Annotated in this window: 13 protein-coding genes and 8 pseudogenes; 15 read left to right on the forward strand and 6 right to left on the reverse strand. The window is 56.6% G+C overall.

Annotation, left to right across the window (positions count from 1 at the left end; all coding sequences use genetic code 11):
* Nucleotides 1-36 precede the first annotated feature (36 nt).
* Nucleotides 37-858: a site-specific integrase gene (locus CBE74_RS16915; protein WP_087453727.1), complete on the reverse strand. Its 822-nt coding sequence runs from the start codon at nt 856-858 to the stop codon at nt 37-39.
* A 303-nt stretch (nt 859-1161) separates the two neighbouring features.
* On the opposite strand from CBE74_RS16915, the gene CBE74_RS16920 reads away from it, so the two are divergent.
* Nucleotides 1162-1311 (forward strand): hypothetical protein, encoded by a 150-nt coding sequence (locus tag CBE74_RS16920; RefSeq protein ID WP_166741012.1) that lies wholly within the window; start codon nt 1162-1164, stop codon nt 1309-1311.
* A gap of 862 nt (nt 1312-2173) precedes the next feature.
* Here CBE74_RS16920 and merB read toward each other — a convergent pair.
* Nucleotides 2174-2560 (reverse strand): organomercurial lyase, encoded by a 387-nt coding sequence (gene merB, locus CBE74_RS16925; RefSeq protein WP_225870117.1) that lies wholly within the window; start codon nt 2558-2560, stop codon nt 2174-2176.
* A gap of 132 nt (nt 2561-2692) precedes the next feature.
* Here merB and CBE74_RS16930 point away from each other — a divergent pair, with 132 nt between their 5' ends.
* Entirely contained in the window at nt 2693-3079 is a 387-nt protein-coding gene (locus CBE74_RS16930; RefSeq protein ID WP_087453729.1) for a zinc ribbon domain-containing protein YjdM, read from the forward strand.
* A 65-nt stretch (nt 3080-3144) separates the two neighbouring features.
* On the opposite strand, the gene CBE74_RS16935 is transcribed toward CBE74_RS16930, so the two are convergent.
* From CBE74_RS16935 to CBE74_RS16950, 4 genes and pseudogenes are all read right to left on the reverse strand, one after another.
* The gene (locus tag CBE74_RS16935; protein WP_087454859.1) at nt 3145-4785 is read right to left on the reverse strand and encodes an amino acid ABC transporter ATP-binding/permease protein; all 1641 of its coding nucleotides are present in this window, start codon (nt 4783-4785) and stop codon (nt 3145-3147) included.
* Nucleotides 4786-4799: 14 nt separating this feature from the next.
* On the reverse strand, nt 4800-6479 hold the full coding sequence (locus CBE74_RS16940) for an ATP-binding cassette domain-containing protein (protein ID WP_087453730.1): 1680 nt from the start codon (nt 6477-6479) through the stop codon (nt 4800-4802).
* Nucleotides 6480-6563: 84 nt separating this feature from the next.
* Nucleotides 6564-8887 (reverse strand): annotated as a pseudogene (locus tag CBE74_RS16945) (ATP-binding cassette domain-containing protein).
* Between the two features lie 189 nt (nt 8888-9076).
* Nucleotides 9077-10003 (reverse strand): DUF808 domain-containing protein, encoded by a 927-nt coding sequence (locus CBE74_RS16950; RefSeq protein WP_087453731.1) that lies wholly within the window; start codon nt 10001-10003, stop codon nt 9077-9079.
* Between the two features lie 129 nt (nt 10004-10132).
* Here CBE74_RS16950 and CBE74_RS16955 point away from each other — a divergent pair.
* From CBE74_RS16955 to CBE74_RS17015, 13 genes and pseudogenes are all read left to right on the forward strand, one after another.
* A pseudogene (locus tag CBE74_RS16955) lies at nt 10133-11016 on the forward strand (2-dehydropantoate 2-reductase).
* Between the two features lie 151 nt (nt 11017-11167).
* Nucleotides 11168-11782, forward strand: a complete 615-nt coding sequence (locus tag CBE74_RS16960) for an ECF transporter S component (protein ID WP_087453732.1) — start codon at nt 11168-11170, stop codon at nt 11780-11782.
* 298 nt (nt 11783-12080) lie between these two features.
* On the forward strand, nt 12081-13481 hold the full coding sequence (locus CBE74_RS16965; protein ID WP_087453733.1) for an ABC transporter ATP-binding protein: 1401 nt from the start codon (nt 12081-12083) through the stop codon (nt 13479-13481).
* Nucleotides 13478-14233, forward strand: coding sequence for an energy-coupling factor transporter transmembrane component T family protein (locus tag CBE74_RS16970; protein ID WP_087453734.1), 756 nt, complete (start codon nt 13478-13480; stop codon nt 14231-14233). The genes CBE74_RS16965 and CBE74_RS16970 overlap by 4 nt, the downstream gene beginning before the upstream one ends.
* Complete coding sequence (locus CBE74_RS16975; protein WP_087453735.1) at nt 14230-14697, forward strand: nucleoside/nucleotide kinase family protein; 468 nt, start codon at nt 14230-14232, stop codon at nt 14695-14697. Before CBE74_RS16970 ends, CBE74_RS16975 begins: the two co-directional genes overlap by 4 nt.
* Nucleotides 14694-15079, forward strand: a pseudogene (locus CBE74_RS16980) (NUDIX hydrolase). The gene CBE74_RS16975 and the pseudogene CBE74_RS16980 overlap by 4 nt, the downstream one beginning before the upstream one ends.
* Before the next feature lie 251 nt (nt 15080-15330).
* Nucleotides 15331-16910, forward strand: a pseudogene (locus CBE74_RS16985) (peptide ABC transporter substrate-binding protein).
* 91 nt (nt 16911-17001) lie between these two features.
* Nucleotides 17002-17934, forward strand: a pseudogene (locus CBE74_RS16990) (ABC transporter permease).
* Nucleotides 17927-18884: pseudogene (locus tag CBE74_RS16995) on the forward strand (ABC transporter permease). The pseudogenes CBE74_RS16990 and CBE74_RS16995 overlap by 8 nt, the downstream one beginning before the upstream one ends.
* 5 nt (nt 18885-18889) lie before the next feature.
* Nucleotides 18890-20566: pseudogene (locus CBE74_RS17000) on the forward strand (dipeptide ABC transporter ATP-binding protein).
* 165 nt (nt 20567-20731) lie between these two features.
* The gene (locus tag CBE74_RS17005; RefSeq protein ID WP_087453736.1) at nt 20732-21265 is read left to right on the forward strand and encodes a PadR family transcriptional regulator; all 534 of its coding nucleotides are present in this window, start codon (nt 20732-20734) and stop codon (nt 21263-21265) included.
* Nucleotides 21265-21952: pseudogene (locus CBE74_RS17010) on the forward strand (ABC transporter ATP-binding protein). The gene CBE74_RS17005 and the pseudogene CBE74_RS17010 overlap by 1 nt, the downstream one beginning before the upstream one ends.
* Nucleotides 21952-24543 (forward strand): FtsX-like permease family protein, encoded by a 2592-nt coding sequence (locus CBE74_RS17015; protein ID WP_171483245.1) that lies wholly within the window; start codon nt 21952-21954, stop codon nt 24541-24543. The pseudogene CBE74_RS17010 and the gene CBE74_RS17015 overlap by 1 nt, the downstream one beginning before the upstream one ends.
* Nucleotides 24544-24573 lie beyond the last annotated feature (30 nt).

Genomic DNA, 24573 nt, shown 5'->3' on the forward strand with positions numbered 1-24573 from the left:
CGGCACTGCATCAGCTGGGCTGACAGACGCGGCACGTCAAGGCTCGAAGCCCTTCTCCGGCAGAGCGTCGGTAACGGCCCAGCCGTATCGACTGAGGGTAAAAGCTTCGTGGGCATGGCCGGCCTGCTGGGTCACGAGTGGTACTGGTACGCCGCGGGAGAGCCACTGGGAAACCGCGTAATGCCTCAGGTGATGGTGGGACCAGCCGCGGCGGGTGGTGCCTTTGTACCCGGGCCACACGTGGAGGACGTCCGAAACGTAGTCGTAGAGCGGCGAAACGTACCTTCCTGTGAGGTTGGTAGGGGACTGGTATGTGCCGTGGGGGATCTGGGTCGCGAATGGCCAGCGGGCTGGGAAAGCAACTCCGGGGCCGCGATTACGGGGCGGGTTGCGCGTCGGGAACAGCAGTGCGTCCCAGAAAACCCGCACGTCGCGGTCGCATTCGATCCACATTTCGCGCAGGCGGTCGTGCAGTAGGTAGGCGATTGGAGTGAATCCCGCCCGCCAGAGGAGAAGTGCGTCGACCTCGGTCATGTCCCAGAGGATCCCTTCGCGAGCGGTTGCGTCGAAGACATCGAATTCAGCCGAGCGGAGGATGCCATTATGCGGATCTGCGAGGAGATCCCGCAGCGGGCGTTGAGCGTCTCGATCCCAGGCTGGGTAGAGGAGGGGGGAAAGATAAATCCGTCGTGCTTTACCCATCTTCGGGGCAGTGACGGCCATGCGCCCGCCGTCCGGGGAGACCTGCTCGACGACATCGACAGCGCCGCGGTATCCGCGCATGAGCAGGGGATTGAGGCCTTCGAGAGGTGTGGGCGTGTATCCGTCATTGACCTCTCGCAGGAGCACCCCGTGCATGGTCTCCTCCAGGTTGCGTGCGGTGTTTTGGTCCAGGTGTAGGCCGAATAGGTGCCGCGTGCGCAGCGCCAGGGCCTCCCCGATGCGCAGGCCGCCCGCAGCGCCGAGGGCAGTCAGTAGGGCGATTTGGCGGAATCGGGACGCGAGCTCTGCCGTCTCCGCTGCGCGGCGGCCGATCGGGTCCTTGTAGTGGTCCGGGATGCCGCGTCGCATGCTGCTGATGAGGGGGAGCGGCGCCCCAAGCTGGAGCTTTTCGCGGACGAACCACATTGATCCGGGGTCGTCCGTAAGAACCCTGCCGGTGTGCTCCCCGGTGAGGGCGTCGACGGCTTCGCCGGGGCATGCGAGCGCGGGGTGCAGCTGGCATGTCGAGTGGCAGGTATCGATGACGCCGGAGACCCACTCGGACGTCGGGATTTGGGTGCGCTCGACCTCCCGTGGCGCGTCCTCTGAGGCGGTGCCGGGGAGGCGGATGGCGTCGGCGTAGCGGTCGCCTGGACGGCCGGTCCAGCGCCTCGCCGCGTCAAACGCGGACCGGACGATGGTCCGGACCCGCTTGGCCTGGCCACGGCTGAGGCCGTCGGCGAGCCCCCGGAGGTCGTCAGGCCGTACAGCGGTGACGGGGAGGTCCCAGAGGTCATGGAGGGCGCGGGCGCGGTACCGGTACGCGGTCGTCGTCCGTGACACCCATCGATGCTCATTGTCGGCGATCCACGCCTCGACGGCCTCTCCGACAGTGGGCGGTGCGACATCGGTGGGGTCGTCAACCCAGTCGCCGAGGGCCTCAGCGGCTTTCTGGACGACGATGTCCTTGGTAGCGCCGGTCCGGTTCTTCGGCTTGCCGGTGACGGGGTCGCGCCAGACCACCTGCCACCGGCCCCCGGGCGTCGACGGCCGGTAGAGTCGGGCCCGGCCGCCGAGGATTGGGACAGATTTCTTGCGGGGAGGCATAACGAGAAGATTAGCGAAATACGTGAAACTCCGTCCTGATCAGGGGTAAGAAGTTGGGCGACATGTGCCTCGTAGAGTTTAAGTTCAACATCTAGTCGGGCTGCTCCGTGTCACAACGGCTTCTGGATTCTCGCCCCCGGCATCGTTTTCCTTCGGGAGATTCGATGCCGGGGGCGTTCCTCACGGCGCTATCCTTGTGCCTGCACTAGTGCGAGACGATTGCTAGAGGAAGTGCGTCAGCTCTTTCGCAGCTATTTTTGTGCGCCCGTATATCCATGGCGAAATCGGCTGCAATGGAGTGTGCACGACCGACGCTGATGGGGACGGTGGGGCGTGGCTGTCGGGGAGCCTAATGGTGATAATGCTAATGCTCTATCGTCGGAAAGAGGTTTGCGTAGGGGCAGAACACCTCCGTGAAGTGGGTACCGTTTTCGTCGCAGGTAAGAGGGAAAGAAACGACGAAGTCTGGGTTGGCGGTGAGTGTGCCGTCGATAAGCGAGATGCTCAGAGGTGTTGCTGCTGAAGGGGGTCGGCTTTCAATCTGGGCGTCGCAGGCGAAGAGCCCGGCCAAGATGAAGGTGTCCAGAACACACCAGGTGTACGCGCTGGTCCCGGTGGATAGGTGCACCAGGTGGGGTGTGGGATTCGGTGAGATGAGACGGTCGGCGAGCCGCTGAATACCGCCGTCTGTGTGGCCTTTGAGCAGGGTATGCAGGTCGCGTGCGGAGGGGGAGAACGAGTTTGAATACACTCGGTGAGGCTACCACTAATGGCAATGGTTGTCAGCAATGGTCTTTGTGTGGGATCCGCGCCATATGGGTCTTAGGGCATCGGTTGTAAGGCGATGTCACAGCGGCCCTCGTAGAAGTTAAATTCCAGCGGAATGTCGTGTAATTTAAGTTCAATGCTAGATCAACTTCCTCCGTGGCCTGAATGCTCGGAGCCGTACACCTATGAACAGGGTGCGCTTCTCGTGTACCCGATGTGCGCTTATGAATGGACCCTCGCCGCGGATAACGATGACGAATCGCTGTCCACAGGAGGCGAAGGCATCCGTGATGCAGTGGGCAATCTGCTTGCTGACGGCGATTCCGTAACCGTGGTCAAAGGCCTGAAAATCGCTGGCAGCGGCGGCGGAACCATCAAGGTCGGGACTAAAGTCAAGAGCATCCGACTGCTCGATCAGCCTGTCAATGGCCACGACATTGACGCCTCTGTGCCCAGCCTCGGGCGGATTTACCTGAAATCCTCGGTGGTCAAAAAGGCTTAAGCCGAGGCGCTGTGGAGGGATCAGAACAATCTGGTCCCTCCTTTTGCCGTTCTGTGTATCCCTCTCTAGGAGAGTAAAGGGATAATCCGCTGGTCATCACCGTGCTCATGTGCGCGATGCGAGATTTCGATGATCGTAAGCTCCGGATAATGCTCCGCGAGCGAGCTTCTTATTGCCTGGTCCAGCTCCGCGTTGACGTTGGCGGTGAATTCGTCGAGAACCAGCACCGAAGGTTGAGTAAGCAGGGCTCGAGCTAAGCATAAGCGCTGCATTTGCCCGCCCGATAGCCCCGCAACCTCGGTGCCGGTGAGCGAATCTAGGCCTTGCGGTAGGCGACGAATCTCTTGATCTAAGTGCACCACACTAAGCACATGCCACATGGCTTCTTCTGTGGCGTCGGGGCGCGCGAGTAGGAGGTTGGATTTGATGCTTGCAGTCAGTAGCTCGCTGCGCTGCGGCACAAGCGCAATGGCTTTGCGCAGTTCTGTCAGCTGATACTGAGATACGGAAATTCCGTTGAGCAGGATGTTGCCGCTGCTAGGGTTATCAAACCTGAGTAGGAGATGGACTGCCGTGGATTTTCCACTTCCTGATGGTGCAACAAAGACCGCATGCTCACCGTTTGTGATGGTCTGCGTAAACCCCTGCAGCACCGGTTTTCCCGGGGCATCGGGATATGCATAGCTAACGTTGTCCCAGGTGATCGTGATGGGCTGTGTGCGATCAACGCTAAGGGTGCCGTCTCTTACTACTGCTGGGAGATGGCAGATGTGATGGAGTCTGCGTGCGGCAGCAAGCGAGTGATCGAGCGCACCGGCGGCGTCTTCTAGGCCGCGTGGGGCGTCGAAAAGCAGCAGGCAGCCGCCCATAATAAAAGCTATGTCGGCGGGGTTCGCGTTGCTTGCGATTCCGATGATGAGCACGCCGAGCACACACGCGTAGGTGAGTCCGAGGTTGATTCCGCACCGAAGCGCACGATAGTGCGCGGCTGGCATAGCTAGCTTTGCGACGTCCCCCGCAATTCCCCAATTCTGCTCAAGCCGTTCCTGCTGCCGTCCGTAGGAGACGATTTCCTCCGCACCAAACACCGAATCCGTGACGTGTTGCGACAGCTCATGGCGCCTGCTCAACACTTTTTGCGTGGAATCGAAGGACTGCTTCGCCCCAATCAGCGGAACCACAAGCGCAGAAAACAAGCCAAAAACAAGAGGAACCGCAGACAGCTGCCAGCCGTAGAGCAAGCCCCACGCAACACCGAATCCTAGGGGGACGGTGACTCCCGCAATCGCTGGGGCGATAGTGTGGGCATAAAGCACCTCAATCCGGTCGATGTCCCTGGTAAGCGAGGTGACGAGGTCGCCAGATTTAATGGAGCGCAACACCCCGGGAGCCTTGGGCCAAAGCCGGGAAAAAGCGGCACTACGAAGCAACTCAAGGGCCTTAAACGCGACATAATGACCAGAAAACTGCTCTACATAGTGGGTGAGCGCCTTGATGCCAGCCAGCACCACCAACGTGACGAGGATAGGGGTTATCTGGCCAGCGCCCATAACGATTCCTACTACGTTCTGCGCAGCCAGCTCAAAGATCATAATTCCTAAGCTGAGCTGGATGATGCGCATGACGATAGAGCAATAGAGCGGGGCGTGAACGGGTCGAGTGATCGACAGTACCCAACGCACCACCTCTCCTAGTGACGGTGGCATCGTAGTCGTCGTGGTCATCGCAGCTCACCTGCTTCCATTGTGTAGACGGTATCGGCTGCGGCTAGGAGGGCGGGGCGGTGAGTGACCATGATGGCTGTGATGTTCTCCGGAAGCTGTTGGATCGAAGAGACGATGAGCGCCTCGGATTCGAGGTCGATGTGGCTGGTGGGTTCGTCGAAAAGCACAATGTCGCGGCCGGATAGTAAGGCACGGGCAAGGGATAATCGTTGCGCTTGTCCTCCGGAGAGGAAGGCCCCGCGCTCGCCGACGTCGGTGTCTAAGCCGTGGGGCATACTGCGTACCTCATCGGCTAGGTTGGCGCGCGAAAGCGCTTCCCACATGTCGGCTTCTGAGGCATCGATGCGTGCGATGCGCAGATTATCGGCGATCGAACCGCTAAAGAGCCAGGTGTGCTGCGCTACGGTTGCGGTGGCAGTGCGGATGGTGTTGAGAGGCGTTGTTGCTACGTCTAGGCCTCGGATAGCAATCGCGCCGGGAGTCGTGGGGAGGAGACCGCGAAGGAGATGGAGCAGCGTGGATTTGCCTGATCCGGAACGCCCGACGATAGCTATTTTCGCGCCACTGGGAACTGTGAAACTGACGTTGGTGAGCACCGGAGTCTCTCCGTAGGAAAAGTTCAGCGAATCGACGACGATAGCCTCGGAACACGCGCCATGTTCTATCGAATTGGCGTCGCCGTTATCTGCGGTCTCTGTGCGTTCGTGCGTGTGAAGGTACTTCTTGATGGCTCGCTGCGCGGCAATGCCTCCCATGCCGACGTAGAAAAAGCCGGCGACCTTGGCTAGCGGTGCGAGTAGGAGAACTAATAGGAAGACGGAGGCTAAACCGTGACTAGGAGAGAGGGATCCGCTGGAAACCCGCGCAGCGATAATCGCAACGGTGGTGCAGATAAGAACAAGCGAAACCGCAAGATCCATAACGATGATCACCACCTGATTGCCTGCCAGCAACTTCATGGTGGCGCCACGGTTGCGTTCTCCTTCTGCGCGTAGTTGGCGTTCCACCCGACTGCCTGCATCGATGAGGCTGATTGTGGTGAGATTTCTGATGGCGTCGAGATATTTTTCTGAAAGTCCGGTCCGCTTGCGCCGTGAATCAGCAGAACGGCCCCTGAACAATCGCATGAAGTCGCGTAGGAGGAGGGGGACAAGGATGAATTGGCCGAGCATACTAAGCCCCAAAAGCCAGTCGTAAGCAACGGCAATGTAGATGACGACAGCGATGGGAAACGCCATGGCTGCCAGCGCCGAACCCAGATATGCATGGCGAAATTCCGCAGCCCGTTCAACATTGTCAGTCAAGAGTGCGACGAGTTTTCCGGGGTGAAATTCTTTTCGATCCCGATTCGACATGGTTGGCGCAGAGTACAGCGTCGCTAAAAGACGATGCCGTATGTGGCGTTCGTGGTCGCGTGCAGTGCGTGCTCCGGTGCGAATATCCAGGGCAGTAAACACTCCCGCGGCGAGGATGGCCGCTCCGGCTGCCGCGTAGGAGAGGGAGGGGGGTTGCTCCTGGTGAATATACCGAGCAAGCGCAGCAGCCATAATCACAAGAGCAATGCCCGCGGCGAAGTAGCTTAATACCGCATATAACGGCACAAGCCAGGCGGAAAGCGGACTCATCTCACGGTGGCTGCTGGTGGGGGATGAGTCGATATGGGGAACAGACGACATAATTAGTAATGATAGCATTGCCTAATGTTGGTGTCTGTCTGTCACCTCTCCTACTCGCGCGATGGGTGCGGTGAGTAGGAGAGGTTAGCTCACATAAGACTTCAAATACTGCGCAGTCACAGTATCGGCCTTGTCGATCATCTCCTGTGGCATCCCGGAAAAAGCAACGCGCCCGCCAGCAGAGCCTGCCTCGGGGCCCATGTCTATCACATGGTCGGCGTGGGCGATTACTCCGAGATGATGCTCCACACAGATCACGGTTTTGTTCGCGTCGACGAGGCTATCCAATAGGGCAAGGAGCTTATCGACGTCCGCCAGATGCAACCCTGTAGTCGGTTCGTCCAAGATGAAAGTGGTGGCTTTCTCGGCCAAATGCGATGCGAGCTTGAGGCGTTGGCGCTCGCCGCCTGACAAAGTGGTCAGCGGCTGGCCAAGAGTGATGTAGCCGAGTCCGACGTCGACAATTCGCTTGAGAATCTTTGCTGCGGCTGGGACTTTGGCTTCCGCTGAGGAGAAGAATTCCAATGCCTCCTTGGCGGGCATGGTCAAAACAGTGGCAATATCCTTGCCGCCAAAGTGGTAATCGAGGACGGAGTCGTCGAAACGCCGCCCCTCGCAGACCTCGCAAGGAAGGTCAACACCAGACATAATCCCCAGGTCGAGGTACACCACGCCCGCACCCTTGCAATTGGCGCACGCGCCTTCGGAATTAGGAGAGAACAGCGCGGGTTTCACACCGTTGGCTTTTGCAAAAGCCTTCCTAATGGGCTCCAGGGTGCCCGTGTACGTGGCGGGGTTTGAGCGGCGAGACCCGCGGATAGGAGACTGATCGACCATGACGATGTTATCGTTTTTGGGCAGCGATGCGATTAAGGAATACTTTCCCGACCCAGACACACCAGTAACCACGGTAAGCACTCCCAACGGAATATCTGCATCAACATGGTCGAGGTTGTTCAGAGTGGAATCGCGGACCTCGATGACTCCGCGAGAAGCGCGGACGCTGGCTTTGGTGGTGGTGCGGTCGTCGAGATGCTTGCCAGTGATCGTTCCCGATGTTGTAAGTCCTGCCAAGGAACCCTCATATTGCAGTATGCCGCCCTCGCTACCTGCGCCCGGGCCTAGATCAATAATGTGGTCGGCGATCGCGATGGTTTCAGGCTTGTGCTCCACAACAAGTACGGTGTTGCCTTTGTCGCGAAGTTCCAGGAGCAGGCGATTCATCCGCTCGATGTCGTGCGGGTGCAGGCCGGCGGTGGGCTCATCAAAGATATACGTGACATCGGTGAGCGCGGACCCCAGATGGCGCACCATCTTTGTTCGTTGTGCCTCGCCGCCAGAAAGGCTGTTTGCGGGACGATCTAAGGTGAGATAGCCCAGGCCGATCTCGACGAAACTTTCCAAGTTGTGCTGAATCGCTTCCAACAATGGGGCAACTGATTTATCAGTGACACCGTGCATCCACTTCGCAAGATCGTGGATCTCCATCTGGCATAGCTCAGCAATGTTTTTCCATTGATCTTGGATTCCAAAGCATGGCGAGCCAGTCGTGTGCCGCCGCATTCGGGACACGCGATGAAGGTCACGGCGCGGTCGACAAACTCGCCTATAGCTTTTTGCATCGACTCGCGATCTTTGCTCAAAATAGACTTTTTCACCCTGGGGACAAGGCCCTCGTAGGTGTAGTTGAAGCCGCTGAACTTGGCCTTTGTCGCCTCCTGATAGAGCAGCGAGTGTTTTTGTTTTTCGGTGAATGCATCGATGGGCTTGTCTGCCGGATACAGCCCTGTTTCCGCGAAAGTCTTCCACACCCAGGAGCCCACTTTGTAGCCGGGGACGAGGAGGGCGCCGTCGTTAAGCGATAACGACGTATCCACCAACTCAGACATATCAATGTCGCTCACCCGGCCCATGCCCTCGCACGTGGGGCATTGTCCGCCGGTGCGCTTGAAGTTGACGTGTTCTTTCTTCCCCTCTCCTTCGGAGATCGCGCCGGAGGCCTGGACGCTAGGAACATTGAACGAGTACGCCCCAGGCCCTCCTACGGACGGTTGTGCGATTCGGGAGAACAGAATGCGAAGCATCGCGGTGGCGTCTGTTGCCGTCCCTACTGTGGAGCGTGAGTTGGTGCCCATGGGGTCTTAATCCACCACGATGGCCGTGGTGATGCCCTCTAGGCCGTCTACGTCCGGCCGTGCCAATGTGGGCATAAAGCCTTGGACGAAGGTGGAGTAGGTCTCGTTAATGAGTCGTTGCGACTCCGCGGCGATCGTGCCAAACACTAACGACGACTTTCCAGATCCCGAGACACCTGTAAAAACGGTGAGCTTGCGTTTGGGGATGTCTACGGTAACGCCGCGAAGGTTATTTTCATGTGCACCGATGACTCGGATGAATTCTTGGGACATGAGGAAGTTGCTCCTAGGGTTAAGACGCTGAGTGGGAGGAGCCAGATCGGCAAGAGGGGCTAATGAATCTGGGGTGAAAATACGAAGAATCAGCATACGCAGCGGATTATGTTGATGCATCACAAAAATTGACCCCGATAAGAATACTCATCGGGGTGGAGTGTGATCGGGGCGCGCGTCTAGAAGCGTTTAATGCTTCTTCTTATGCAACGCACGGTGAATTGGCTCAACGAGAGCTACGATGATGCCGCCTAGTAGAAGGCCGAAGATCAACGAGCATGTTGTTTCTGCAATCCAGCGGACAAACTTACCTAAGTGCTCCACGTGGTGAACAACATCATGGATCACATTATGCGGAAGGTGCCACCACCCAAGTTCTGCAAGGCCGGCGACCACGATATGCCCGCCCACCCACAACATGGCCAGCATTCCGATAATCGAAATCGCATTGAGCACCTTGGGCATCGCCGTGACGAGTCCTCTGCCGAGTCGCTTGGCACCAGCCGAGTCGCGCGTGCCAAGTTTTAGCCCAAAGTCATCCATCTTGACTAGGAGGGCAACCGCTCCGTAGACAATTGCAGTGATAAAAATTCCGACAGTGATAAGAACTGCGGCTTCCATCCAGATGCTCTTGTCGGCTACTTCATTCAGCGAGATAACCATGATCTCTGCAGAAAGGATGAGGTCAGTGGTAATCGCGCCTCGGACGAGAGTGTTCTCGTCTTTATTGCCTGCTTCTTCCTCACTCGCGTGCTGCTTGCCGGAGATCATTTCCCAGACTTTTTCTGCGACCTCAAAGCACAGGTAGGCACCTCCGAGCATAAGGATAGGAGTGAGCAGACTCGGAGCTATGGCGTTGAGCAACAACGCTATGGGCAAGATGATGAACAGCTTGTTAACGATGGACCCTTTGGCAATACGCCAGATGATAGGAAGTTCCCGAGCGGGCGCTACTCCTTTGACATATTGCGGGGTCACCGCGGTGTCATCGACCACCACGCCTGCGGCTTTGGCACTCGTTTTTGCGGCTGCTGCTGCAACATCATCAACGTTGGCGGCAGCGGCTCGGGCGATAAGGGCTACGTCGTCGAGAAGGGCAGCGAGGCCACCAGCCATGAGAGAATCCTAACAAGAGAGGGAAATATAGAAATTCCATCGTAGCGGGGAACCCCGCCATCTACCCAACAGAAAAACAAAGGGGGATAACCGTCTTGTGGTGCTGTGAAGTGGCATAAGGTCTAGATCATGCACATCGTTATTATCGGCGCCGGGGTGGTTGGCGGATACTTCGGCGCTTTGCTTCATGAAACTGGAACAGACGTTACTTTTGTGGCTCGAAATGAGAGCTTGCGAGCACTAAGAAGCAGGGGACTGCGCATTCATACTCCCGAGGGACTTCGAGACGTTCCCGTACAGGCGGTGTCTTCTCTTTCAGAAATAGAGTCGGCAGACATCCTTCTCCTAGCCACGAAGACGCTTTCTGCTCCCGAGCTGCCAGAAGCACTGCCTCGCGGTGCCGTGCTGGTGACCACACAAAATTCTGTGGAAATGCCACAGATAGCTATCGACGCCTTTGGCCCGGCTTCAGTGATCCCAGGCGTGGTGCGCAGTTTCCTTACTAGGAGGGGGCCTGCGGAAGTCGAATTCACTGGAGGCGTCCTGAGCTTTACCTTTGGCTCGGTAGACCCGGCAACACAGGACACTGTCAATGAATTGCAGCAGGCTTTAGCTAAGGCGGGCATCGAACCGATTGTTCACCCCGCGGTGATGGAGGACATTTGGGCAAAGCTATGTTTGTCACGTGTTTTGGTGCGCTAGGTGCCCTTGTGGAGAAGCCTTTGGGCGACGTTCGCACAACATACCGTGCGGATTTAAGAAACTTAATGCGGGAGGTTGAAGAGGCCGGACATGCATTAGGAATTGATCTTCCCTCGGATGTTGTGGAGACCACGCTTGCGTTCGCAGATCCTCAGGCGGCTCACGTGACCAGCTCCATGCAAAGAGATATTCTTGAGGGCCTTCCTAGCGAGTTGGATGCTCAAGTGGGAGCTGTGGTGCGGATGGCGGAGCGCGGGGGTAGGGAAGCACGAATGCATCGCCTGATCCTTGATGTTCTTTCCCACCGATAGAGGTAAACTGTCCCGCGCGCATAAGCGCACAGAGGAAACGGGTGCTTAAGGGGCGATACGCCTTGAGCTGAGATGGGCCGCTATATGTTGCGTCGTAAAGCCCAAACCGTAGGAACCTGATCCGGATAATGCCGGCGATAGGGAGAAAAACATGAGTACATCTGTATCTTCATCTGCTTCCGCGCGCGCGTCCTGGCGCGTTGTGGATATTGTTATTGCTTCAGTCCTGGGCATTGCCTGCGGATTGATCTTCTGGGCTTGGAACTCCGTTGGATACGCGTGGTATCAGGCGGCCAACGCACTTACTCCTGGACTAGGAGGTATTGCCACCGGCATCTGGCTGATGGGTGGCGTGATCGGTGGGCTTGTTATTCGTAAGCCTGGCGCTGCGGTATTCGTGGAAGTTCTGGCGGCTGCAGTCTCCGCAGGAATCGGAAATCAATGGGGGATTGAAACGCTGTATTCGGGTCTAGCGCAGGGCTTGGGGGCAGAACTGATTCTGGCTGTCTTTTTGTATAAGCGTTTTGGCGTGGTCGTCGCGATGCTTGCGGGCGTGGGCGCTGGAGTCGGCGCATTCATCCTCGAGCTCTTCCTTAGCGCAAATTACGCCAAGACACTTGCGTTTAATCTGACGTATTTAGGGGCGATGGCAGTCTCCGGTGCGATTTTAGCGGGACTCGTGAGCTACCTCTTGGTCAAAGCGCTTGCCTCAACTGGTGCTTTAGATCGCTTCGCCGCAGGTCGGGAAGCTCGCGCGCGGGTGTAACGCTCTCGCTCGGCTCGCACTCAGCTCGTGCCATGAGTTTTCCGCGCGTGGCACATAGCTGGTTACGCGACTAGGAAAGGGAATGTCGTTTTTGAGAACACAAGAAAAGCTGTCCTGCGCTTTTATGCGTGACGTACGCTCTACCGTTCTCAAAAACGACAATGATGGCCTTTTCGCGTCATCATCTCTCCGCGCGTCCCAACGATGAGGGCGGTTGCCGCGTTGGCTGGGCTGGGCCATATGCGGTTGGACTAAAAGCACTGTTCCCAGCACCGCCTTGTTGATTAGGAAGATAGGAATGCCTCCTCAGATTTATGCCCGGGATTTTGGGTACCGCCACTCAAGTCGTATCAAGCATGCTTTGCAGGGCATCAATTTTGAGGTGGAGCGTGGGGAACGCATCCTCCTACTCGGGGCGTCGGGCGCGGGAAAATCCACGTTACTTTCTGCTCTGGCAGGAGTGCTAGGTGCCGATGAGGGGGAAAGCGAAGGCCTACTAGAAGTCAATGCGACGCCTGGGATGGTGCTGCAGGACCCGGATTCGCAGGTTATTTCCTCGCGAGTAGGAGATGATGTGGCGTTTGGCTGCGAAAACCTCCGCCTTCCTAGGGGCGAGATATGGCGTCGCGTGCCTGTTGCCTTGGACCACGTTGGATTGCAGCTGCCTCTGGACCACCCCACCGCGTTGCTGTCGGGAGGCCAAAAACAGCGGCTCGCACTTGCCGGAGTGCTTGCTATGGGCGCCGATTTATTGCTTCTCGACGAACCCACCGCCAACCTGGACCCACAGGGGGTGCGCGACGTGGTGGCAGCAGTGGAAACCGACGCGGATGCCACGAACGCCACTGTAATAATTATTGAGCACCGCGTGGATACGTGGCTCGCATTTGTTGATCGCATCGTCGTGCTAGGCGATGACGGAAGCATCATCGCCGATGGCCCTGCGGATACTGTGATTTCTCAGCACGGGGAAGAACTCGCGCAAGGAGGCGTGTGGGTGCCGGGCAACGACCCCCTCCTACCCGCGGCACAACCGGTGAGCTCATCGGAAGAACACGCACTGACCACGCATGATTTAGCCGTGGGCTGGGATTCTCCGCTACGCCACTCGCTGGACCTTGCCATACCTAGGGGCTATTCGACTGTGCTCACCGGGGCCAACGGCGCTGGAAAAACAACGACCTTGCTCACCCTCGCAGGACTACTTCCGTCCCTAGGAGGGGAAGTACGGGTAGACCCGGCAATCGCCGGAAAGCTCGGCCCCCACCCTTATACATGGTCCTCGACAGCGCTTGCTACCCGTATGGGATATGTCTTCCAAGATCCTGAGCACCAGTTTGTGGCTAAAACGGTGCGCGAGGAACTTCTTGTCGGTGCCCGAGGGTCGAAAACGTCCCAAGACGAGGCGCGTCGTCGCGCTGACTCTCTCCTAGCGACGCTCCGCCTGGATCACTTGGCGGAAGCGAATCCTTTTACGTTGTCTGGGGGACAAAAACGACGGCTTTCTGTGGCTACCATTCTGGTGAACACACCTCACGTGGTGTTTTTAGACGAACCGACTTTTGGCCAGGATCGCCGCACTTTTACCGAACTCGTTCTGCTCTTGCGCCAACTCACGGCGGACGGAACCACGGTGGTATCCATTACCCACGACCCGCTGTACCGCGCGGCGCTAGGAGACAAGGAGATTCAGCTATGAACCTCATCAAGGACGTCAACCCGGTCTCTCGCGTCCTCGGCCTTGCCTTGTTTACCACGCCTCTTTTGATCAGCGTGGATATTGTGTCCGCAGCTATTGCGGTGATGTTTACAGTGGTGTGTGCGCCCTGCGTTGGGGTGAGCTGGCGAGTGCTGGCGCGGCGCGGTCTTTCTATTTTCATTGCTACGCCAATAGCTGGGCTCTCGATGGCCCTATACGGCAGGCCCGAAGGCCACGAGTATGCGTCTTTTCTTTTTGCACATGTGACGGATAATTCTTTGAGTCTTGCCGCGGCGATCATGGTGCGTGTGTTAGCTGTAGGGCTGCCGGTCATTGTGTTGCTGACAGCCATCGATCCCACGGAACTAGGAGATGGGCTTGCTCAGGTGCTCAAGCTACCGTCTCGATTTGTCATTGGGGCAGTGGCCAGCACCAGGCTTATCTCGCTGTTTCGTCGGGATTGGCAGTCGCTGCGCCGGGTGCGCCGGGCGAGGGGGTTGGATGACAAAGGCCGCATGAAGACCGCTTTTTCTGTGACGTTTGGCCTGCTTGTTTTAGCGTTGCGACGCGGCGCGAAGCTGGCGACGGCGATGGAGGCTCGGGGTTTTGGCCGGTATCCGGATAGGACATGGGCGAGAACCTCAACTTTTGGGCGTCGTGACGCCCTCCTAGTCGCGGCATGCGGTGCGATGTCGACAGTGGCGATTGCGGTTTCGGTGTACACGGGCAGTTTTAGGTTCTTGGGCGCATGATTGTGCTTATCGACGGCCCCTCTGGTTCCGGAAAAACCACACTCGCTAGGAAGCTGGCGGGGATTTTGGGGTTTGAGCTGGTGCACCTTGATGATATTTACCCAGGCTGGCATGGCCTTGCTGAGGGGTCGCGGATTGTGGCCGAGGAGGTGTTGGGCGAGGCCGCTGGGTATTGGCGGTGGGATTGGCAGCATCACCGGCGGGGCGAGTGGGTGCCTGTGCAGGCTAAGAACCTGGTGATCGAGGGGGTTGGGGCGATCACGAGGGAGACGGTGGCGGCGTCGAAAAGCAAAGGCTATGTTTTTAGCGTTGTCCTTGACGGCCCGGAATCGTGGCGGAAAACGCGGGCCTTGGCGCGCGACCCTGAGTATGGACCGTGGTGGGACATATGGGCGGAGCAGGAGCAGGCTCATTTTGCAAAGATCCCGGATGCGGATGTGCGGTTATGGCTAGGAGAGGCATGATTATCAGAATCGCGGCAGTTGTGTTTTTTAACGAGGGAAAAGTAGCGAGTGTACGTAAAAGAAAAACCGACTTTTTATGCTGCCTGGCGGAAAATTGGAGAAGGGGGAGGAACCTGTGGCGGCGGCGATTCGGGAGATCGCTGAAGAACTACATATCCGGATGCGTGCTGATGAACTAGAAGCAATCGGACGCTATCAGGCACCAGCTGCCAACGAGCCGGGGGCGACCGTTGACTGTGACGTGTTTCTCTATAGCGAGGAGGAAAAACCGCACACCGTGTACGAAGAAATTGCAGAAATCGCGTGGTTCGGACTCGACAGCGGTTCTGAGAGGTTAGCCCCACTGTCCCGAGATGTGGTTTTTCCTGCCCTGAGGGGGTAAAAATTCTACCCCCATTTGGTAACAAGATAATAACTTTAAAATCATATGGGGAAACTCACCATTCGTCTGACGTGCAGGTAGAGGGTGAGAAATTTTTGCAGAAACTATAAGCGGACAGTTTTAGTGACCTGGGCACGTCCGTAACCCTTATGTGTGATATGTGTCACGGACTAGGAGTTCGTGCAAGCAATGACCCGTTTCCGGTTGGAGACTATTGCGAAAGATGTTCGTCATCCCCTGGGAGGTCGTAAATGACGCTTAAGAAGACTCTCGCCGTTGGTATGTCCGCGGCCCTTGCTGTGAGCCTAGCTGCTTGCTCCTCGGACTCCTCTGGTAGCAAGTCCGGTAAAAACTATGTTCTGGCTAACGGCTCGGAGCCGCAGAACCCGTTGATTCCTGCCAACACCAATGAAACTGGTGGCGGGCGCATCGTGGATGTTATTTACTCGGGGTTGGTTCGCTATGACTCGGATGGCAAGGCACATAATGAGCAGGCCGAGTCGATCACCCTTGAAGGTGATCGAACATACAAAGTCACCTTGAAAGACGGACTGAAGTTCTCGGACGGAACTCCCATCAAGGCAGAGAATTACGTCAAGACGTGGAATTACGCTGTGGCTAATGATCAGCGCAATGCCTCTTTCTTTGAGCTTGTGAAAGGATTCGGCTCCGGCGTAAAGGAGCTTGAGGGGCTGAAGGTCATCGATGATAAGACCTTCAGCATTGAGCTTTCCCAGCCCGTGTCGGATTTCCCGCTCGCCTGGGATATAGCGCGTACTTTGCGCTTCCAGATGTGGCGTTTGATGACATCGCGGCCTTTGGTGAAAAGCCCATCAGCTCCGGTCCTTACAAGGTTGCAGAGTGGAACCACAACGAGTCCATCACCCTTGTGCCCAATGAGGAGTACACCGGGGATCGCAAGGCTAAGAACGACGGCGTGAAGTTCACGTTCTATTCTTCTCAGGATGCTGCGTATTCCGATCTCCTGGCCGGTAACCTCGACGTTCTCGATGTCGTTCCGGACTCCGCGTTTGGCACCTTTAAGAGTGAACTCGGCGAGCGCGCTGTTAACCAACCGGCTGCGGTTTTCCAGTCCTTTACTATCCCGCAGAAGCTTGAGCACTTCTCGGGTGAGGAAGGCGTGTTGCGTCGCCAAGCTATCTCCCTGGCGATTAACCGCGAAGAAGTAACCAAGGCTATCTTCCAGGAAATCCGTACCCCAGCTAAGGACTTCTCCTCCCCAGTCGTCGATGGCTACAAGGAAGGGCTGTCCGGAAGCGACGTAGCCAAGTTCGACGCTGCCAAGGCAAAGGAGCTGTGGGCCAAGGCCGACGCTATCTCGCCATTTACCGGCGAGTTCACCATCGCCTACAACTCTGATGGCGGACATCAGTCGTGGGTCGATGCGGTAGCTAACCAGATCAAGAACAACCTGGGAATTTCCGCATCAGGCAAGCCATACCCAGACTTCAAGTCTTTGCGTGACGAGGTCACTCACCGCACTATCAAGGGCGCATACCGCACCGGCTGGCAAGGCGACTACCCGCTTCTCGGCAACTTCCTCAGCCCGCTTTACGCCACCAACGCTAGCTCCAACGATGGCGACTACTCCAACCCTGAGTTTGACAAGAAGCTTAACGACGCTGCCGCAGCTTCCTCCGTGGAAGAAGGAATCAAGCTTTACCAGGAAGCAGAAGAGATCCTCTTCAAGGAACTTCCTGCTATTCCTCTGTGGTACTCGAATGTGACCGGTGGCTACTCGCAAAACGTAGACAACGTGGTATTCAGCTGGAAGTCCGTTCCTGTGTACGAACAAATCACCAAGGGCTAAAACCCACCGTCATAGAGACGTTTGTTGCTTGGCCCCGCGTGGACTCTGCGCGGGGCTCAGCCATCGTTAATAAGCTTTAAGGAAATTGCATATGTTGCGCTATGTTGGGCGCCGCTTGCTCCAAATGATCCCAGTGTTCTTTGGTGCGACACTCCTGCTCTACGCACTCGTATTCCTCATGCCTGGCGACCCCGTCGCAGCCCTCGGCGGAGACCGTGGTCTGACGGAAGCTGCCCGGGCACGAATCGAGGCGGAATACAATCTAGATAAGCCATTTATCATCCAATATCTGCTGTATACAAGGGCATTTTCTCCCTTGACTTTGGTACCACCTTCTCCGGTCGCCCTGTTGCGGAAGCCATGGCACATGCCTTCCCCGTGACCATAAAACTTGCCGTCATGGCGCTTATCTTTGAAGCTGTCTTTGGCATCTGCTTTGGCGTGATCGCAGGAATGCGTCGCGGCGGAATCTTCGACTCCACCGTGCTCGTCATGTCCCTCATCGTCATTGCAGTTCCATCGTTTGTGATTGGTTTTGTTTTCCAGTTCTTTGTTGGCGTGAAGTGGGGGGATTCTGCCGGTAACCGTCGGATCGAACACATCGATCACGTCGCTCCTCATGCCAGCGATCGTCCTAGGGGCGCTCTCCTTTGCTTATGTGGTTCGCCTTACTAGACAGTCAGTCTCAGAAAACCTGCGGGCAGATTATGTGCGCACCGCGCGGGCGAAAGGCCTAAGTGGCAGAAACGTGACCATGCGGCACGTCTTGCGTAACTCGCTGATCCCCGTAGCCACCTTCCTAGGCGCTGATCTTGGCGCACTTATGGGCGGAGCTATTGTGACCGAGGGAATCTTTGGCATCAATGGTGTTGGCGGCACGGGCACGATGTATCAGGCAATCCTCAAAGGCGAGCCCACCACAGTCGTGTCCTTTACCACGGTCCTCGTGATCGTCTATATCATCGCTAACCTCGTCGTGGACTTGATCTACGCCTTGCTCGACCCGAGGATCCGCTATGCATAATCACAATATTTTCCAGCCTCATCCTGGGCAGGAGCACTTCATCGCAGATACAGACGAGACAGGCTTGGGTGCTGTCGACGCAGTCGCCGACGAGTCTGCCCCCACCTCCACGTGGGGCGAAGCATGGAAGTATCTGCGCCGCCGCCCACTGTTCTGGTTCTCCGCCGCGTTGATTCTTACCGCAGTGCTTCTCGCCGTAATTCCGCAGCTGTTCACGTCTACGGATCCCGGTTTTTGCGAGCTATCCAAATCCTTGGCAGACCCGACAGAAGGACACCCCTTTGGCTTTGATCGCCAAGGTTGCGACATCTATGCACGCATGATTTACGGCGCGCGGGCATCTGTCGCGGTAGGTGTGTTTACCACTCTTGCGGTAGTGATCATAGGAACCGTTATCGGAGCTGCAGCTGGTTTCTTTGGTGGCATCCTGGACACCTTGCTGTCTCGACTTACTGACATTTCTTTGCCGTCCCCCTCGTCCTCGCGGCGATTGTGGTCATGCAGATGTTTAAGCAGGAGCGCACAGTCATAACGGTTGTGGTGGTACTCGCTATGTTTGGCTGGACCAACATTGCCCGCATCACCCGAGGCGCCGTGCTGTCGGTCAAAAACGAGGAATTCGTTACTGCCGCTCGTGCGGTAGGGGCATCTAAGTGGAAGATCCTCAGCAGCCATATTCTGCCTAATGCTGCGGCCCCGATTATCGTGTACGCGACGGTGGCGCTAGAACGTTTATCGTGGCAGAGGCCACTCTGTCCTTCCTAGGCATTGGCCTTCCACCGAATATCGTCTCGTGGGGCGGAGACATTGCTAAGGCCCAAGTGTCGTTGCGTACTCAGCCCACGGTGCTGTTTTATCCGGCGGTAGCGCTCGGTGCGACAGTCTTGAGTTTTATCATGATGGGCGACGTAGTCCGTGACGCCCTTGATCCGAAGGCTAGGAAGCGATAAGAGCCATGAGTGAAAATAATAATGCGCCGCTTCTAGAGGTGAAGGATCTACAAATCTCCTTTACCTCCTCAACTGGCACTGTCGACGCCGTCCGTGGCGTCAACTTGACCATCTATCCCGTCCAGTCGGTGGCCATCGTGGGCGAATCTGGCTCGGGTAAATCCACCACCGCAATGGCGATCATCGGCCTGCTCCCTGGAACTGGAAAAGTAACGGGCGGCCAGATCTTGTTTGACGGAAAAGACATCACAAAACTTTCCGACAAGCAGATGCAATCCTACCGAGGCTCGTAGATCGGCCTTGTCCCTCAAGACCCTATGAGCAGCCTCAATCCTGTGTGGCGCATTGGCACGCAGGTAAAAGAGTCGCTCAAAGCAAACAATGTGGTCCCGGGTTCTGACATGGATACTGCGCGTCGCAGAGCTTTTGGAGGAAGCAGGGCTTCCCGACGCCCACCGCCGCGCGAAGCAATATCCGCACGAATTTTCCGGAGGCATGCGCCAGCGAGCCTTTATCGGTATCGGTTTGGCTGCGCGTCCCAAGCTGCTCATTGCCGACGAGCCCACCTCCGCCCTGGATGTGACGGTACAAAAGCGCATCCTGGATCACCTGGGTGGACTCACTCAGGATTTGGGAACCGCAGTTCTCTTTATTACTCATGACCTCGGATTGGCGGCTGAGCGTGCCGAACACCTCGTGGTGATGCACCGCGGTCGCGTCGTTGAGTCTGGCCCCAGCCTCCAGATTCTCCGCGACCCGCAGCATCCATACACCAAGTGGTTGGTTAAAGCGGCGCCTTCCTTGGCTTCTGCCCGCATTCAATCGGCGCAAGAACATGGAGTGGAAAGCTCCGAGATCCTCGCTTCTGAAAAGACGGACAGCAAAGAGATCATCCGGGTAGAAAATCTCACCAAGATTTTCGATGTTCGCGGTCAGCGTGGGAAAAAGCTGAGCTGCGCGCTGTCGACGACGTCAGCTTCTCCCTCAAACAAGGAACGACCCTCGCGTTAGTAGGAGAGTCGGGGTCCGGTAAATCAACCGTGGCCAATATGGTCCTCAACCTTATCGACCCAACCTCAGGCAAGGTCTACTACAAGGGCACGGACCTATCCACGCTAGGAAAGAAGGAACTCTTTGCGATGCGGCGCAAGCTGCAAGTAGTGTTCCAAAATCCCTACGGCTCATTGGATCCAACGTATTCAATTTTCCGATGCATCGAAGAACCGCTTGTGGTGCATCAGGTAGGAAATCGCAAAGAGCGAGAGAAACGCGTGGCCGACCTCCTAGACATGGTGGCTATGCCGCGTTCGGCCATGCGACGCTATCCCAACGAACTCTCCGGCGGGCAGCGCCAACGCATCGCCGTAGCTCGTGCGCTGGCACTAAACCCTGAGATCATCGTTTTGGATGAGGCGGTCTCCGCCCTGGACGTTCTGGTTCAGAACCAGATCCTGCAGCTGCTGGCCAACCTGCAGTCCGAACTCAATTTGAGCTATCTGTTTATCACCCATGACCTAGCCGTGGTGCGCCAAACCGCGGATGAAGTTGTGGTGATGCAAAAAGGACGCGTGGTGGAGCAGGGGACGACCGACGACCTCTTCCTAGCGGCGAAGGAAGAATATACGCGTAACCTCATTGATTCTGTTCCTGGTCTGGGTGTGGAGCTCGGCACCGGGATGTAGTTACCGCCGTTGGCTCTGCTGTCACTAGGAGAGGGGATTCCTTGCGAATCTCCTCTCTTTTTCATTTAAAGCTTGCAATCTCGATGGTTAATCGGTAACTTTTACTCATGGTTACCGAGTAACCATCTCTTTGGTAACAAGAAACTTTGCAAAGAAGGCAACCGTATGACCATTCGGCACTCGCTACTCAGCCTCCTAGCGGCTAAGCCACGGCCAGTAGGAGAGTTGCGGACGCAATTTCATGAACTCACGCAACACACCTGGCCCCTCAACATCGGTCAGGTATTTCAGACAATCCAAAGACTAGAGCGCGACGACTTTGTCGAGTCCCTAGGAGAAGTAGAGGGCAGCACAGGACATACCGCGCAGGTGTATGGCATTACCTCTCACGGGCGGGACGAACTGGAGACATGGTGGAGTACTCCCACGCTGCTTTCTAAAAATCAGCGCGATGAGCTCGTCATCAAAATTGCGATGGCTCAAGCCACCAATGCTTCGGGAGTAGGAGAGATGGTGCAGCGGCAGCGGGAAGCGGTGATGCTGGAACTTCGCGACGTCGTGAAGCAAAAAATGGCACTCGCACCGCAACGCACCGCGGCCCGCCTCCTACTGGAGAGACGAATATTCAATCTTGAAGCAGAGTCGAGATGGCTTGATTACATAGAAACTCTAGAGATCCCCGCAGAAGGAAAACAATAATGATGACCCAACCAGCAGCATTGATCTTGGATAATATCGGCAAAATTCATGATGATGGTTCTCACACAACGGTGACTCTCGATTCTGTGTCGCTTACCGTAGAGCCCGGCGAACTCGTCGCAGTTATGGGACCATCAGGGGCTGGAAAAACAACGCTCCTTAAATATTGCGGGAACCCTGGACACTCCTACTCGTGGGCGCGTGCTTATCGACGGCTGCGACACCAGCGGATTCAGCGCCAAAGAACGCGCCCGCGTGCGACGCGAATCCGTCGGCTTCGTCTTCCAAGACTTCAACCTCATTCCTACTCTCACTGCCTCCGAAAACGTGGCTCTTCCACTTGAGCTCGGCGCCATGACTAGGAAGGAGTGTGAGGAACAAGCCCTCGCAGCGTTGGAATCCATCGGCCTTCCTAACGTGGGCGATTCCTTCCCCGCGGAGCTTTCTGGCGGTGAGCGGCAGCGCGTTGCCATCGCGCGTGCTCTTATCGGCAATCGTCGATTATTGCTTGCCGACGAACCCACCGGCGCCCTCGACACCACCACCGGCGAGGCGATCATGGCTGTGCTGCGGTCGCGCATCGACCAAGGCGCAGCCGGCCTCCTAGTAACGCATGAGCCAAGGTTTGCCGCATATGCAGATCGCACGGTGTATTTACGTGACGGAAAATTGCAGGGGGCTCAATAGTGACTTCGCTTTCTAGGCGCCTGGCAGGGCGCGAGCTAACTACACACAAAATTCGATCAGGTGTAGCGATTTCTCTTTTCGCACTGCCCATCGTAGTGATTTGTGCTTTTACCAATGCGCTATTGGGATTCTCGGCCTATTCCTACGAGAAAGATCGCCTTCCTAGCACCTATGTGAACATCAATAACACCGTCTGCTCAGGAGAAGAGGAAAAAGACGCAACCTGGTGTGTGCGAGACCGTGAGGTGCTGGATAAACCAGATGTTGAGCGTTTTAAGAACCTTGCCTCCGGCATAGCCGATACATTTAGCCCGGTGTGGCAGCTCGACACGTCGGTCGCTAGCTCCTATGGTGCGGATATCCGTCTTGCACTGAGGACTGCTCCGCAGGAGAAAGGCGAACCGCACGTGCCAGCGCGCGGTGAGATAGCGCTGAGCGACAGCGCTCTCTCCCTCCTAGGCAAGGGAGTAGGAGAGAAGGTGAGGTTTGTCCCTTGGGCAGGTGCACAACCTTTAACCCTCACCATCGCTGAGGGAACCGATGACAGGTCCTCCAACGTGGTTGGCATTGTCAACAAAGAAGACATTAATGTCGCACAGTTCGGCAGTGACGCAGAATTGGTAAGCGCACGGCTTCCTCAAGAGGTTTCCCTTGCGTGGGTTTCGTCGCAAGTGTTAGACGAGGACACTGGCCAAGAGGACAATGGAGTCTCGGTTCGTAGTGTGGATCAGTATGAGGTCCCATCGAGGTACGCGTCCTTCCTCTTCTCCTACGTAAATGTTACGGCTTCTACAGAGAAATTCTTTATGTTTGTGTCGATGGGGGCGCTTGCGGTTATTTTGATCGCGAGTATCGTTGGCACGGTTTTCGCAGTTGCTGCGCGGCGGTCAATCCGTTCGACTGGATTGCTGGCCGCAATCGGTGCAGATCCACAGCAACTGAGGCAGATTATGTTGTGGCAGGGTGCAATCGTAGGATTCCTGGGTTCCTTAGTAGGAACGGTGGCTGGTCTAGTCCTCGGCGCAGTCCTCCCATGGATCTTTACGGAGGCTCATGTCTTCGGTTTCGCTTGGGATATTTCGCTTCTGTCTGTTGCGGTCGCAGTCATTGCAGGTCTTTGTGCAGCTCTGATGCCCGCGATACGCAGTGCCTCAATGGAGCCTGTTCAAGCGCTGGCGGAGGGGGCGTCGACACGCATTGTTCGCTTACGACCGCTCTACCTCGTAGGACCAGCACTTGGTGCTTTGGGGTTGATAAGCATTATGCTTTCGGATCCTGAGAAGCCGGTGGGGGCGTGGTCTGTGATAGTTGTTATCGGTGCGATTGCATCGGCGCCGGCCACAATCCTCTTCCTAGCGAGGTTCGGTCGCCGCACGCCGCTGAGCATGAGGCTGGGGCTGCGCGATGCACTCCGGAACATGCCCCGGACAGGTCCTGCGGTTGGCGCGATCACTGGAACAATGATGATATGTGCCGTTGTATTCCTCAGCATCACCGGTGGCCCCGTCAATCTAACGCCGCAATCGCATGTCAACGCTATCCGGATCACAGCGAACAAAGCGGTGGCTTCGGACGCCAGCCCTTATGCGGCAATTATTAAGGAAAAGCAAACAAAGCATTCCGCACCATTGCGTGTCGACGAATACTCTCCTTATTACTCCTCGCAGAGGGGAGGCCCCGTCGAAATCAACGTCAACCCTCCTACTAAGTACGTGAGCGGGGCGGGGTCAAGGCCTTCAGTGTTGGATTCCTTTAGCACCTTCAACAATTGGGATAATGGAATCGCTGTTCATGTGGTGACGCCATCAGTAATAGGCATGCTGGCCGACAACGAGTTGAAGAGCCTTAACAAAAAAGACCTCAACCGGTTGGAAGAGACGATCGCTCATGGCGGGGCAGTGGCCTTTAATCCTAGCCTCGTGAAATCGGGAAAAATCAGCGTGGATATCACAAAGAAAATGACTGATGAGGAAGATAGCCGCCACGAACTTCTGGCGATGGCCGTGCTAGGCGCTCACACCAACGCCATAGTGATCTCCCCGGAGACTGCGCGGTCCTTGGGCTCAGCAGCAGTATTCCAGGCGTCGCACTTGGTAGGAGGATCAAAGCTTAGCTGGTGGGAGACTCTCAACCCAGATTATTCCGGCGAAGGCTTTGCTAGCGTCACGGTGTCCAAGCAGTCGGCATCGCAAGATCGCTTTGGAGTGACAATTGCGATGTTCCTATCGTGGGTGCTGTGCTTTGGCCTCATCCTCCTCCTAGTGGCGTTGGCGAGCTTTGAGACTCGTCGTGAAGTCATCACGATGTTCTCCCTAGGAGGGGAGAAGAGACTGATTCGACGATTCAGCGCGATGCAAGGGCTCTTCGTCGCACTGGTAGGCGCAGTGGGAGCTATAGCGTGGCTGCTTGCGCTAGAGTTTGCCGAATCCATTCGTCTACACGGTGACTACATTCCGTTCAGGGTGTTTGATATTCCTTGGATAGTGGTTGGTGTTCATGCAGTGGGGGTTGTCTTTGTCGGCTGGCTGACAGGATACCTCTACGGGGTAAAGCGGGGTCGCGACTATGACTCCTTAGTCCCTAGGCGATAGAAGGGAGCGAGGCCCTCACTAAGAAACAGG

Source organism: Corynebacterium silvaticum (assembly GCF_002162115.2).
Classification (GTDB): domain Bacteria; phylum Actinomycetota; class Actinomycetes; order Mycobacteriales; family Mycobacteriaceae; genus Corynebacterium; species Corynebacterium silvaticum.

What these genes read in the sequence shown, in the direction of transcription:
- CBE74_RS16915 (WP_087453727.1), bottom strand. Translation starts at nt 858, where the DNA reads ATGCACGGGGTGCTCCTGCGAGAGGTCAATGACGGATACACGCCCACA.
- CBE74_RS16930 (WP_087453729.1), top strand. Translation starts at nt 2,693, where the DNA reads ATGTCGTGTAATTTAAGTTCAATGCTAGATCAACTTCCTCCGTGGCCT.
- CBE74_RS16935 (WP_087454859.1), bottom strand. Translation starts at nt 4,785, where the DNA reads ATGCCACCGTCACTAGGAGAGGTGGTGCGTTGGGTACTGTCGATCACT.
- CBE74_RS16940 (WP_087453730.1), bottom strand. Translation starts at nt 6,479, where the DNA reads ATGTCGTCTGTTCCCCATATCGACTCATCCCCCACCAGCAGCCACCGT.
- CBE74_RS16950 (WP_087453731.1), bottom strand. Translation starts at nt 10,003, where the DNA reads ATGGCTGGTGGCCTCGCTGCCCTTCTCGACGACGTAGCCCTTATCGCC.
- CBE74_RS16960 (WP_087453732.1), top strand. Translation starts at nt 11,168, where the DNA reads ATGAGTACATCTGTATCTTCATCTGCTTCCGCGCGCGCGTCCTGGCGC.
- CBE74_RS16965 (WP_087453733.1), top strand. Translation starts at nt 12,081, where the DNA reads ATGCCTCCTCAGATTTATGCCCGGGATTTTGGGTACCGCCACTCAAGT.
- CBE74_RS16970 (WP_087453734.1), top strand. Translation starts at nt 13,478, where the DNA reads ATGAACCTCATCAAGGACGTCAACCCGGTCTCTCGCGTCCTCGGCCTT.
- CBE74_RS16975 (WP_087453735.1), top strand. Translation starts at nt 14,230, where the DNA reads ATGATTGTGCTTATCGACGGCCCCTCTGGTTCCGGAAAAACCACACTC.
- CBE74_RS17005 (WP_087453736.1), top strand. Translation starts at nt 20,732, where the DNA reads ATGACCATTCGGCACTCGCTACTCAGCCTCCTAGCGGCTAAGCCACGG.